The organism is Streptomyces sp. O3 (assembly GCF_054788135.1).
Genome location: NZ_JBTVYK010000010.1, coordinates 43,622 through 56,009, shown reverse-complemented (window position 1 = coordinate 56,009; position 12,388 = coordinate 43,622). Strand labels below are relative to the sequence as shown.

10 protein-coding genes and 1 pseudogene are annotated in these 12,388 nt (G+C 70.7%); 4 read left to right on the top strand and 7 right to left on the bottom strand.

Translation table 11 applies throughout. The annotated features are described in order from the left end of the window. Positions 1–74 precede the first annotated feature (74 nt). The 4 genes and pseudogenes from ACX6XY_RS07635 to ACX6XY_RS07620 all read left to right on the top strand — a co-directional run bounded on the left by ACX6XY_RS07635 (position 75) and on the right by ACX6XY_RS07620 (position 4,553). Positions 75–1,457, top strand: a complete 1,383-nt coding sequence (locus ACX6XY_RS07635) for an L-serine ammonia-lyase (protein WP_460327776.1) — start codon at positions 75–77, stop codon at positions 1,455–1,457. An 89-nt stretch (positions 1,458–1,546) separates the two neighbouring features. Beyond that, positions 1,547–2,944, top strand: coding sequence for a DUF2254 domain-containing protein (locus ACX6XY_RS07630; RefSeq protein WP_460327775.1), 1,398 nt, complete (start codon positions 1,547–1,549; stop codon positions 2,942–2,944). 101 nt (positions 2,945–3,045) lie between these two features. Further along, positions 3,046–3,234, top strand: a pseudogene (locus tag ACX6XY_RS07625) (GNAT family N-acetyltransferase); the annotation flags it as partial. Positions 3,235–3,428: 194 nt separating this feature from the next. Beyond that, positions 3,429–4,553, top strand: coding sequence for a cytochrome P450 (locus ACX6XY_RS07620; protein ID WP_460327774.1), 1,125 nt, complete (start codon positions 3,429–3,431; stop codon positions 4,551–4,553). Between the two features lie 87 nt (positions 4,554–4,640). Here ACX6XY_RS07620 and ACX6XY_RS07615 read toward each other — a convergent pair whose 3' ends face one another. The 7 genes from ACX6XY_RS07615 to ACX6XY_RS07585 form a co-directional block, all read right to left on the bottom strand. Further along, positions 4,641–5,342, bottom strand: coding sequence for an ADP-ribosyltransferase (locus tag ACX6XY_RS07615; protein ID WP_460327773.1), 702 nt, complete (start codon positions 5,340–5,342; stop codon positions 4,641–4,643). An 82-nt stretch (positions 5,343–5,424) separates the two neighbouring features. Continuing rightward, positions 5,425–6,621, bottom strand: coding sequence for a YVTN family beta-propeller repeat protein (locus ACX6XY_RS07610; RefSeq protein WP_460327772.1), 1,197 nt, complete (start codon positions 6,619–6,621; stop codon positions 5,425–5,427). After that, entirely contained in the window at positions 6,621–7,382 is a 762-nt protein-coding gene (locus tag ACX6XY_RS07605; RefSeq protein ID WP_460327771.1) for a polysaccharide deacetylase family protein, read from the bottom strand. Before ACX6XY_RS07605 ends, ACX6XY_RS07610 begins: the two co-directional genes overlap by 1 nt. A 414-nt stretch (positions 7,383–7,796) precedes the next feature. Then, positions 7,797–8,300: an ATP-binding protein gene (locus ACX6XY_RS07600; RefSeq protein WP_460327770.1), complete on the bottom strand. Its 504-nt coding sequence runs from the start codon at positions 8,298–8,300 to the stop codon at positions 7,797–7,799. 149 nt (positions 8,301–8,449) lie between these two features. Continuing rightward, positions 8,450–9,217 carry an enoyl-CoA hydratase/isomerase family protein gene (locus tag ACX6XY_RS07595; RefSeq protein WP_460327769.1) on the bottom strand — a complete coding sequence of 256 codons (768 nt, stop codon included), beginning with the start codon at positions 9,215–9,217 and terminating at the stop codon, positions 8,450–8,452. Between the two features lie 75 nt (positions 9,218–9,292). After that, positions 9,293–10,564 carry a L,D-transpeptidase gene (locus ACX6XY_RS07590; protein WP_460327768.1) on the bottom strand — a complete coding sequence of 424 codons (1,272 nt, stop codon included), beginning with the start codon at positions 10,562–10,564 and terminating at the stop codon, positions 9,293–9,295. Positions 10,565–10,761: 197 nt separating this feature from the next. Continuing rightward, positions 10,762–12,006, bottom strand: a complete 1,245-nt coding sequence (locus ACX6XY_RS07585; protein WP_460327767.1) for a L,D-transpeptidase — start codon at positions 12,004–12,006, stop codon at positions 10,762–10,764. Positions 12,007–12,388 lie beyond the last annotated feature (382 nt).

Here is a 12,388-nt window from a genome sequence, read left to right as displayed (position 1 = left end):
ACCGCAGGCCTCAGTGCCGCCTCCTGCCCCTCCCCCGCACATCCCCCCACGAGCAGACAAGGGAGTCCGCCGCCGTGGCCATCTCCGTATTCGACCTCTTCTCCATCGGCATCGGCCCGTCCTCGTCCCACACGGTCGGTCCGATGCGGGCCGCCCGGATGTTCGTGGGCCGCCTGAAGAAGGACGGACTGCTCGCCCAGACCAGCGCGGTGCGCGCGGAGCTGTTCGGCTCGCTGGGCGCCACCGGGCACGGTCACGGCACGCCCAAGGCGGTACTGCTCGGCCTGGAGGGCCACTCGCCGCGCACCGTCGACGTGGAGATCGCCGACGACGAGGTCGCGCGGATCCGCTCCACCGGCAGGCTGCGGCTGATGGGCGCGGAGATAGGCGACGCCCACGAGATCGACTTCGACGAGCCGAACCAGCTGATCCTGCACCGCCGCCGCTCGCTCCCGTACCACGCCAACGGCATGACCCTGTTCGCGTACGACGCGGCGGGCGCGCCGCTGCTGGAGAAGACGTACTACTCGGTGGGCGGCGGCTTCGTCGTCGACGAGGACGCGGTGGGCGAGGACCGGATCAAGCTCGACGACACCGTGCTGAAGTACCCGTTCCGCAGCGGTGACGAGATGCTGCGGATGGCCCGCGAGACGGGCCTGTCCATCTCCTCGCTGATGCTGGAGAACGAGAAGGCCTGGCGCACCGAGGACGAGATCCGCGCGGGCCTGCTGGAGATCTGGCGGGTGATGCAGGCCTGTGTCTCGCGCGGCATGTCCCGCGAGGGCATCCTGCCGGGCGGCCTGAAGGTGCGCCGTCGCGCCGCGTCGTCCGCCCGGCAGCTGCGCGCCGAGGGCGACCCGGTGCTGCACCGCAGCGAGTGGACGACGATCTACGCGATGGCGGTCAACGAGGAGAACGCCGCGGGCGGCCGCGTGGTGACCGCGCCGACCAACGGCGCCGCGGGGGTGCTGCCCGCCGTGCTGCACTACTACATGCACTTCGTGCCGGGGGCCGACGAGGACGGCATCGTCCGCTTCCTGCTCGCGGCGGGCGCCATCGGCATGCTGTTCAAGGAGAACGCCTCGATCTCCGGCGCGGAGGTCGGCTGCCAGGGCGAGGTCGGCTCGGCCTGCTCGATGGCGGCGGGCGCGCTGGCCGAGGTGCTCGGCGGCTCCCCCGAGCAGGTGGAGAACGCCGCGGAGATCGGCATGGAGCACAACCTGGGCCTGACCTGCGACCCGGTCGGCGGCCTGGTCCAGATCCCGTGCATCGAGCGGAACGGCATGGCGGCGGTGAAGGCGGTCACCGCGGCGCGGATGGCGATGCGCGGCGACGGCAGCCACAAGGTGTCTCTGGACAAGGTCATCAAGACCATGAAGGAGACCGGCGCGGACATGAAGGTCAAGTACAAGGAGACGGCGCGCGGCGGCCTCGCGGTGAACGTCATCGAGTGCTGATCACGTCCGAAGGTGCCTCCGCCCTTCCGCCCCCGTGACGCCTGTCCGCCCGTGATGCCGGGAGCGCGTGCCGCGGTTAGCTTTGCCCCATGGGTCGCGTGACGTGGCAGCTGACGCGGCGCCGGCTGCGCGCCCCCTCCGTCTGGTCGCTGCCGGTGGTCCTGCTGGGGGTGGGGCTGTTCCTGTCCTGGCTGTTCCCGTTGATCGACCGCGAGGTCACCTATCTGGAGCACGAGCTCGGCGAGACCTTCTTCCGCTACCTGGACGCCGGGTCGATGGCCACGCTGCTGTCCGCCGTGGCGGGCGGCATGATCACCCTGACCGGTCTGGTCTTCACGGCGATCACCCTGGCCATGCAGTTCGGCGGCTCGCAGCTGTCGGTGCGCGTGGTGCCGATGCTTCAGCAGGACCGGGTGATGCGCTGGGCGATGGGCACCTTCATGGCCACGTTCGTGTACACCCTGATGATCTCGGTGCGGCTCGCGGTGGGCCAGGAGGACTACCGGCCGGTGATCTCGATGTTCTTCGCGATCCTGCTCTCGGTGGTCTGCGCGGTGCTGTTCTTCGCGCTGGTGGCGCGGGTGACGAGCACGCTGAACTCGGGGAAGCTGCTGAGTCTCCTCGCCGCGGAGGGGCGCCGGGCGGTGGAGCGTACGCATCCGCAGCACCCGATCCCGGTGACCCCGGCGGCCGGGGCGCCGGTCGCCGAGCCGCCCCCTCCGCCCACCGGTTCCGCCGCCGGTTCCGACGCCGCGCCTGAGGTGATCCGGCTCGGCGCGCCGCCCCGGCGCGGGCAGATCCTGATCGCCTGCCACCGGGAGGGCCTGGAGCGGCTGGCCCGCAGGTCCGGCGCCCGAATCCAGCTCGTGCCGGTGTTCGGGGACTTCGTCGCGCAGGAGGCCCCGCTGTTCCTCGTGCGTCCGGGTACGACGCCGGTACGCCGCGACGAGCTGACCCGCTGCCTGCTGTTCGGCGCCACGTACAGCGCGAGCATCGACCCGGCCGGGGCGCTGCGCTCGTTCGTCGACATCGCGCTGAAGGCCCTGTCCCCCGGCATCAACGATCCGGGGCGCGCGGTGCAGTGCCTGGACCACATCGAGGACCTGCTGGTGATGATGGCGCCCCGGCTCGCGAGGGAGGACGAGGCGGGGCGGCGGGCCTCCGGCGCGGGCGAGGCGGCCGTCTTCCGGCACCGGACCCGCTCCTGGGCGGACTATGTGTGCATCGCCACGGACGAGATCCGGCACTTCGGGGCCACCTCGGTCCAGGTGCAGCGGCGGCTGCGCGCGCTGTACGCCACCGTCGCCGAGGCCTGTACGCCCGCGCAGGTGGCCCCGTTGCGGGCGCGGCTCACGACGATGGACGCCGAGGCCCTGACGCAGTGGCCGCAGGAGCTCGACCGCTGCCTGGCCCGCCGCCCCGACTCGCAGGGCCTGGGCACCGAGGACGGCGACACGGCGAACGGCCTGCCCGGCGAACCCGCGTGAACGAGGCCGACGCGCCGCTGCGTACGATCGCCGAACGGACGGGGCACACCTCGGAGTTCGCCTTCGCCTAGGCATTCAAGCGGGACGCGGCGGCCCGGAAGGTCGAGGTCGACGAGGCGGCGCGCCATCGGGGTCTGGGGCGCGCCCTGGCCACCGCGGCACGCTGTCTGCTCCCGCCCGACGCCCCGGTCTGGGCCCAGGTGTCCGCGGGCAACGCCCGCAGCCTGCGCGCCTTCCACGCCGCTGGCTACCGCCCGGTCGGGTCGGAGGCGCTGCTGGTAACGCGCTGAGAGCGGGCCCCGCGAACGAATCCCTTCCATCAAGCGGAATTCAGCATCCGTTTTTGGACGGGAGAAGGCAAGATCGGGCCAATCTACCGACGCCCCGTACGTCACTCTCCGCCTTCGACCGCTAACGTTCCGGTGTCGCCGTCGCACCGGGAGCACAGGGCTCCCAGGGAATCGCGGCGCCGAAGGTGTCCACCGTGATAGAGACAGCCGACCCGGTGGCGCGGGTGCGGACGCTCACCGGCGACCACGCCTGGCTGGTGCGTTCGTACGCGCTGGCCAAGCGGGTGCTGGAGGACGAGCGGTTCAGCCTGCGGGACACCTCGCTCAGCGGGGTGCCCCGGCGGTACGCCCTCACCATTCCGCCTGAGGTCGTCACCAACATGAGGAACATCGACAGCGCGGGGCTGCGCGGTGCGGTGCTGGAGTCCCTGAACCCGGAGGCGGACGGTCTGGAGAAGTGGCTGCGGGGGCGGACCCATGAGCTGATCGACGCGTTGGCGGCGGAGGGGCCGCCGGTCGATCTGCGGGCCGGTTTCACCGATCCGTTCTCGGCCGCGCTGCACTGCCGGGTGATCGGGGTGCCGTTCGCGGACTGGCGGCGGCTGATGGCGAGCCTGGACATCGCCTTCATGACCAGTGCGCGGCCGTTCGCGGACTCCGCGCTCAACTGGTACAAGGACATCGGGTACATGGTCGACCGGTTGAACGGTCCCGTGGAGCTCCGGTCGGGGCTGCTGGGGCGGCTGGCCGCGCTGCGCGAGCGGGACCCGGACTCGGCGCATCTGACGGACGAGATGCTGGCGGCCGTCGCGGTGTCGCTGTTCGGGGCGGGTGCGATGTCGACGTCCGCGTTCCTCGTGCTCGCCGTGCTGGCGCTGCTCCAGCGGCCCGAGCTGATCGGCTGGCTTCGAGACCGCCCGGAGCGGATGGAGCGCGCCGTCGACGAGTTGCTGCGGTGGAACCTGTCCATCGGGGACGGGCTGCCCCGACTCGCCTTGGATGACGTGTGGTTGGGCGAGGTGCTGGTCCGGAAGGGCGAGTTGGTGCTGGTGCTCGTCGAGGGGGCCGACTTCGACCCCGAGGTGTTCGACGAGCCCGAGCGGCTCGGCCTGGAGCGGTCCGGCCGCCCGCGTCTCGCCTTCGACGTCGGGCGGCACTTCTCCCCGGCGACCGCGCTCGGCCGGACCCACGCCGAAGTCGCGCTGACCGCGCTGGTGGAGCGGCTGCCCGAGCTACGGCTCGCGGTGCCGCGGGAGCAGTTGGCGTGGCGTACGGGGTTCGTCAAGCGGCTGCCGGAGCGGTTGCCCGTGGCCTGGTGAGCCCTGCCGGACATACGCGGATACGCGCCTGAGCGCCCCGGAGCCGTACTCCGGGGCGCTCAGCGCTCGCGCGCGGTCAGAGCACAGTCAGCTCGCCGTCGGGCGGTAGTGCGGGTTGCTGCGGCACTTCGACATGATCTCGGTCGCGGTGTCCTTGTCGATCGGGCAGACCCCGATGATGAACTCGCGCGCGATGCCGCCGGGGAAGGCCACTTCGACCTGGTGGGCGTACTTGTGGTCGTCGCCGATGGTCTTGTTGACGTCGATGCCGTTCGGCGCGTCGATGTAGTAGTTGTAGGCCCCTGGCTTCAGCCACTTCGCCCACTCCTTGAACAGGTCGTGGTCGTAGGTGGTGGAGACGAACGGCGACGGCTGGTTCCTGAGGACGTACTTCTCCAGGTCGTACTGGCCGTTGACGGTGTCCCTGGGGTGGAAGCCCTCCCGGAAGACGGTCTTCGGGCCGCGCCCGTCGGCCCGGAAGAGGGTCTTGCAGTCCTCGCGGTACACCGGTTCCGGGGTGATCCGGTCGAGGTCGATGGGGCGTTCGGCCGCGGCGTGCAGCTTGTCGGGCACTACCGGGCAGGCCGGTGGCGCCGCGAACGCGGCGCGGGCGGACACCGCGCGAGCGGACACGGCCTCGGACGCGGCCGGGGCGACGGCGGTGGCGGTGGCGGTGGCAGTGGCGCCGGTGGACGGTCCGGCGGCCTCGGTGGCGGCGGCCGGGACCAGGAAGGCCGCCAGGGACAGGGTGACGGCGGCGGCCCGCCGCCGCGGACGAGAAGTGATCATGCGGATCAGCATCCCGGCGGTGCGGCGGCGGGCCGTGGACTGTCACCCGAAGGTGAGTGTGTCCCCGCCAGGGGCGGCCGCGTCAGCGCATGATGCCCGTGTGGCCGAGCGAGTAGCGGCCCGGCTGTGGGTACACCGTCAGGCCGTGCGGGCCGCCGCCGACCGGGATGCGGGCCAGCTGGACGCCGGTCCTGGTGTCGATGGCGTACACCTCGTCGTCGTAACGCCCCGAGAGCCACAGGACCTTGCCGTCGGCGGAGATGTTGCCCATGTCGGGGCTGCCGCCGTCCGGGAGCCACCACTTCTTGGTCAGCTTGTTCTTGGCGAAGTCGAAGACCGAGATCGAGCCCTCGCCGCGGTTGGGAACGAACATCTCCTTGGAGTCGCGGCTGATGTACAGGCCGTGGCAGCCCTTGCCGGTGGGCAGCAGGGTCGGCTCGGTGAACTTCTCGCCGTCCAGGACCCACATGCCGTGGGCCTTCATGTCGGCGATGTAGAAGGTCTCGCCGTCTGGCGAGATCTTCACGTCCTGCGGCATCGCGCCCTCGAAGGGCAGCTTCTGCTGGCCGATGACCTTCATCTTCTCGGTGTCCACCTTGAGGAGTTCACCGGAGAACTCGCAGGAGACGATGAAGTAGCGGCCGTCGAGTGAGAAGTCCGCGTGGTTGACGCCCGCGCAGGTGACCGGCTCGGTGTGCTTCCGCTCCATGGTGTGCGGGTCGCGGAAGACGAGTTCGCGGTCCATCGAGGCCATCACCACGGCGTGTTTGCCGTTCGGCGTGAAGTAGAGGTTGTACGGGTCGTGCACCTCGACCGGCTTGCCCGCCTTGCCGTTGGCCGGGTTGATGGGCGTGAGCGTGTGGCCGCGGTTGTTGTTGACCCAGAGCGTCTTCATGTCCCAGGAGGGGACGACGTGCTGCGGGTGGTGGCCGACCGGGATGGTCTCGATGACCTCGAACTTCTCGGGGTCGATGACCGAGACCGTGTTGGACGTGGTGTTGGGGACGTACACCCGCGTGGGGAAGTCCTTGACCTCCGGGGCGAGGTTGTTCGGGCGGTTGGCGGCGTAGATGTCCGTGGGGTCGAGCACCGGCGGCATACCGGGCAGCCCGTAGATCGGCTTGGGCTTGGCGGGCTTCGCGGGCTTGTCGGGGGCCTGCTTGCCGCGCGTCTCGCTCGCGGACTTGTCGTCCGGGCTCGCACAGCCCGCGAGGAGCGCTCCGGTGGCCAGCAGGGCGCCGACGAGCAGCGCGCGGGATCGTTGGGTGACGTGCAGCATCAGGTCAGCAGCTCCGTGGTGGTGACCGCGCTCAGGCCGCGGCGTTCGATTTCTTCCAGGACGGCGGGCAGCGCGGCGACCGTGTCCGCGTACCCGAAGTGCAGGCTCACCACCGATCCCTTACGGACCTGCCCGGCCACCGTGCGGATGACGGTCGTGGCGCCCGGCGAGGTGAAGTCGAGAGAGTCGAGGTCGTACGACAGGACGTGTGGGTAGCCCGCGCGGCGGGCGAGCCGCTGGACGAGGGGGCTGGCCCGCTGGGTGCGGGACGGCCGGAACCAGGCGCCGATCGAGCCGGTCAGCCGCCGCAGCCGACGCGCGCAGTCGGTGATCTCCGCGTACGCCTCGCGTTCCGGCAGGGAGTTGATGTCGCGGTGACGCTGGGTGTGGTTGCCGAGTTCATGGCCGCCGTCGAGGATGCGGCGGGCCATGGCGGGGTGCGCGTCGAGCCAGTCGCCGACGGCGAGCACGGTCACCCGGACGTCCGCCCGCTCGGCCTCGGTGAGCAGGGCGCGGGCCGTGGCGGGGTCGCCCTGGCCGTGGAAGGTGAGCGCGACGCGGGCCCGGTCGCGGGGGCCGTGCTCGATCTGGGCGGGGTGTCCGGGGAAGCGGCGGGGGCCGGGGGCGGGGTGCGGGGGCGCGGGGGGCGTGGACCGTCTCGGGGGGCGCTGCTCGGCTGTGGAGCAGCCGGTGGCGAGCAGACCCGTGAGGGCGAGCAGGGCACCGGCCCGCAGGGCGTCGCGGCGATCGGTCGTGGTCACGCGACCATTTAAGGACGGAATAGGCCTGATATTGCTGATTTACCCGGATTACACGCTTTGCGGGTCGCGCTCGCACGCCGAGGGATGGCGGGGTAGTCGACCACTGATCTCTTACCTGGTGACTTATTTAGTCAGCGTTTACAAGGCGAGTGCGCTAGATCACCAAGGATTCACAGTTGAAACATGCATGTATGGAATATTGTGTACCGATATGACCTTTTGGCTTGGAGCGCGACGGTCTGCCATAGTCGGACGCAACGACCCCCATTGACCCGGGCCAGGTCGTCGAAGCGGCGGTCGATCACACCCCTGACAGTCCCGCCGCACCCGATGGAAGCCCCCGCGGCGCCGCGATCACGGCGCGAGGGGGCTTCCGTGTATCGGTGTATCGGCGTGTCGGCGTGTCGGGGGGGCTCAGCGGTCGGTGACGCGCATCTCGAACCAGGTCGTCTTGCCGCGCGGCAGGAGATCCACGCCCCACCGGTCGGAGAGCTTGTCCACCAGAAAGAGCCCGCGGCCGCTGATGTCCATCTCATGGACCGGCATCAGACAGGGCAGCCCGCGCGAGGGGTCGCGCACCTCGACGCGCAGCCAGCCGCGCCGCCGCCGCATCCGCAGCCCGAACCCCCGCGCACCGGTGTGCCGTACGGCGTTGCCGACCAGCTCGGACACCAGCAGAACGGCGATTTCGGCGATCGCCGGAGAGAGCGCCCACTGGCGCAGCACGACGACCTGGGCGAGTCGGCGCGCACTGCCCGCCGACTCGGGCCGGGAGGGCAGCGGGACCTCGGCATCCGCCGGATTGCCGAACAACTCCAGCGCCTTGAGTGCCCGTTCGTCCTCGACGGCCGGTGTCCATCGCATCGCGGTGGCACCTAAGTGCCGCCGCGCCGGCTCACTGCCTTCCAGCCCCGCCATGGCTCCATCATGGCCTCGCCGAGCGGCCCTTGTGGGCTTTCCGAAGGAATACGCCCCCCGGAGCCATCAGCTCCGGAGGGCCACTCAGGCATATGCCGAAGGCACTTAGGGCACCCTTACCGCCTGCCTGAGCTGCGCTGACGCTCCCCTCAGAGGAACTTCGCCTTGCCCGGCCCCTCCTCGACGAAGCTGCGCATTCCGCGCTCGCGGTCCTCGGTGGCGAACAGTCCGGCGAACCAGTTGCGTTCGACGGTGAGGCCGGTGTCGATGTCCGTCTCCAGGCCCGCGTCGATCGACTCCTTGGCCGCGCGCAGCGCGATGGCCGGTCCCTGCGCGAGCTTCGCGGCCCAGGCGTGGGCCTGCTCGTACACCTCGGCGGCGGGCACCACCCGGTCCACCAGGCCGAGCGTGAGGGCCTCGTCGGCCTTCACCATGCGGCCCGTGAAGATGAGGTCCTTCGCCTTGGAGGGGCCGACCAGGCGGGACAGCCGCTGGGTGCCGCCCGCGCCGGGGATCAGCCCGAGCAGGATCTCCGGCTGGCCGAGCTTGGCGTTGTCGGCGGCGATGCGGTAGTCGGCGCAGAGGGCCAACTCGCAGCCGCCGCCCAGGGCGTAGCCGGTGACGGCGGCGACCACGGGCTTGGGGATCCTGGCCACGGCGGTGAAGGACTCCTGGAGGGCTCCGGAGCGTACGACCATGGCCGCGTGGTCCATGGTCTGCATCTCCTTGATGTCCGCACCGGCCGCGAACACCTTCTCCCCGCCGTAGACGATCACCGCCCGGACGTCGTCGCGGCGGGTCGCCTCTTCGGCGAGCTCCTTGAGCCGGTCCTGGGTCGCGATGTCCAGGGCGTTCATCGGGGGGCGGTCCAGACGGATGGTGCCGACGCCTTCGGAGACTTCGAGATTCACAGTCATGAGGGCAGGCTAACGGTCGCTAACGGCAGAAGGCCCGGTGCTGTTGCTCACAGCACCGGGCCCCCGCGGAAACCGCTACTTCTCCCACTTCTCCCAGGGCAGGTTCCAGGCGTTCAGCCCGTTCCACCACTGGATGTCCCGGTCCTCGGAGTTCTTCACGACCACCACATCGCCGATCATGGAGTTCTCGAAGAACCAGCTGCCCGGCACCTTGTCGTCGTAGCCGCCGCGTACATCCTGCAGGCCGACGCACCCGTGGCTGGTGTTCGTCGTGCCGAAAATGGAGGACGGCTGCCAGTAGTTGCCGTGGATGAAGGTGCCCGAGGTCGACAGACGCATGGCGTGCGGCACGTCCTTGATGTCGTACTCGCCCGCGTAGCCCACGGTGGCGCCGTTCATCCGGGTCACCTCGAACTTCTCGCTGATGACCATCTGGCCGTTGTACGTCTCCCTGCCGGGCTCGCCCGCGGTGATCGGAACGGTCTTGATGGTCTTGCCGTCGCGCTGGACCTCCATGGTCTTCTTCTTGGCGTCGACCACGCTCACCTGGCTGCGGCCGACGGTGAACTTCACGGTCTTGGCCTGCTCGCCGTACACGCCCTCGCGGCCCTCGACGCCGTTGAGGTTGACCTTCACGGAGACCTCGGTGCCCGGCTTCCAGTATTTCTCCGGGCGGAAGTCCAGGCGGTCGTTGCCGTGCCACTTGTGCCGGATCTCGACCTTGGGTTCGGAGGTGACCTCGATCGCCTTCGCCACGGCCTCGGGGTTGGTGATCCCTCGGGTGAAGTTGAACGAGACGGGCATCCCCACGCCGACCGTGGAACCGTCCTCCGGCGTGAAGTGGCCGATGAAGGTGTTCCGCGGGGTCAGTGTGGTGAAGGAGATGTCCTTGGCGGCCGTGCGCCCCTCGGAGTCCTCGGCCGTGGCGTGCACCTTGTACTTGGTGGACGCGGCCAGGTGGTGCGCGGGCTTCCAGGCGGCGCCGTCCTCGGATATCTCGCCGGGGATGGCGTTGCCCGCGGTGTCCTCGACCTTGACGTCGGTCAGCTTGCCCTTGTCCGCGGTGACCTTCAGGGTCCCGCTGGTGGCGACGGACTCGGCGCCGTCCTTGGGCGATATGGCGACCACGGCCTCGGACGGCCGGTTGTCGGCGGGCTTCGCGTCCGCGCCGGCCTTCTGCTTGTCGCTCTTGCCGTCCCCCGCGCCGTCCGCGCCCGCGCCGGAGTCGCCTGGTCCGCACGCGGTGGCCGCCAGCAGTACGACGCCGGCTGCCAGGGCCAGCGGCCCCGCGTTGCGGCGGCGGCGCCGTGCCCCAACCGATGCCCCCGATATCGGTCGCCCGTTCACGATCTTCGCTCCCCTCCAGGGCCCGTCAGGCCCGCCATATGCCCAGGTCTCCGGCCCTGTTCGAGTTCAGGGCCAGCCCGGCGCACGGCGACAGGTAATCACACTGGCGAGGGGTGCGGACCGCTGGGAATGTCACCGTTCGGCTGCAAACCGAACGCGGCGGCCCTCCTGGCGTCCTCGGCGTTCTCGGCGGCGTCTCACCGCAGGCTCGAACCCGCCTTCCACTTGGCCCAGCCCATGTTCCAGCCGTTCAGGCCGTTGTCCGGCGCGACCGTCTTGTCCGCGGAGTTGCGGACCTCGACCACGTCCCCGATCAGGCTGCGGTCGAAGAACCAGCCCGCGGGCGTCTCGGCGCTGCCGCCCTTCACGTCGCGCAGCCCCACACAGCCGTGGCTGACGTTCGCGTTGCCGAAAGTGTCCTTCGCCGCCCAGTAGTTCCCGTGCAGGAAGGTGCCGGACGTGGTCAGCCGCATGGCGTGCGGGACGTCGGGGATGTCGTACTCGCCCTTGCCGTCGCTGTCCGTGAAGCCGACCGTGGCGCCGTTCATCCGGGTCACCTCGAACATCTCGGTGACCACCATCTTCCCGTTGTACGTGGTGGTCTCAGCCGCGCCCGCGGTGATCGGGACCGTGGCGACCAGGTCGCCGTCCCGGCGTACCTCCATGGTCTTCTTCTTCGCGTCCACCACGGACACCTGGCTGCGGCCGATCGTGAAGCCGAACGTCTTGTGCTGCTGCCCGTAGACGCCGGGCGCCGCCTCGACGTCGCGGAGCGCCAGGTCGACGGTGACGCGGGTGCCCGGCTTCCAGTACTCCCTGGGGCGGAAGTCCAGGCGGGACGCGCCGAACCAGTGGCCCGCCACCTCCACGGCGGGGTCCGCGGTCACCTTGACGGCGCGCTCGACGGCGGCGCGGTCGGTGACCTCGTGGTTGAACTCCAGCGAGACGACCATGCCGGTGCCGACGACCGAGCGGTTCTCCGGGGTCACGTACGCGACGAAGCGTTCCTCGGGGACGTACGTCGTGAAGGTGGTGCGGCGGGCCTGGCGGCGGCCGTGGCCGTCCAGGGCGACCGCGTCCACGACGTATCTGGCGGCCAGCGCCAGCTTCTTCTCGTCGGGCCGCCAGCTCAGGCCGTCGGTGGAGATCCGGCCGGGCACCCGCTGCCGCTCGGCGTCCCGCACCATGACGGCCTTCACCGACTCCAGGCGGCCGTCCGGGACCCGCACCCGGAGCCCGGCGTCCGCCCGGACGCCGCGCTTCCCGTCGTCCGGGGTGACCTGGATGGCGTCGGAGGTCGAGCCGTCCAGGCCGAACACCGTGCCGATGCCGCCTGCGGAGCAGCCGGTCAACAGCGCCAGGAGGGCCAGGAGTCCTGCCCAGGTCCGTACCGCGGCCAGCGCCGCCCGTGCGCGCCGAGCGCGTCTCGCAACGTGTCTCACGTGCTCACCAACGACTGCCCCCCGGTGGGGGAAACGTGAGCGCGGGCCCGGTTGGGGGCAGAACACCGGGGAGGACTGCACGCAGGGCGCCGCGGGAGGGTGACAGGTGACGAGGGCACCCGACCAGAGGTCAGCCCACCCGAACCGGAGGGGAGACGGCGACCCGGCCGACGGCTCGGCCGACGGCCCGACGGCGAGCCCGGCCGCTGGCCCGGCCACGAGCCCGGCCGCGAGGGCGACTGACGCTTCGGCCGAAAGCCCGGCCGACGCCCCGGCCACAAGCACGGCCGACGCCTTGCCCAGCAACCCGGCCCGCGACCAGGCCACAAGCCCGGCCGCGAGCACGGCCGACGCCTCGGCCGACGGCCCGGCCGGAAGCTTG

Excerpts from the sequence above, each read along its gene's own strand:
- ACX6XY_RS07630 (WP_460327775.1), top strand. The coding sequence starts at position 1,547 with ATGGGTCGCGTGACGTGGCAGCTGACGCGGCGCCGGCTGCGCGCCCCC.
- ACX6XY_RS07600 (WP_460327770.1), bottom strand. The coding sequence starts at position 8,300 with ATGGCGGGGCTGGAAGGCAGTGAGCCGGCGCGGCGGCACTTAGGTGCC.
- ACX6XY_RS07595 (WP_460327769.1), bottom strand. The coding sequence starts at position 9,217 with ATGACTGTGAATCTCGAAGTCTCCGAAGGCGTCGGCACCATCCGTCTG.
- ACX6XY_RS07610 (WP_460327772.1), bottom strand. The coding sequence starts at position 6,621 with ATGCTGCACGTCACCCAACGATCCCGCGCGCTGCTCGTCGGCGCCCTG.
- ACX6XY_RS07615 (WP_460327773.1), bottom strand. The coding sequence starts at position 5,342 with ATGATCACTTCTCGTCCGCGGCGGCGGGCCGCCGCCGTCACCCTGTCC.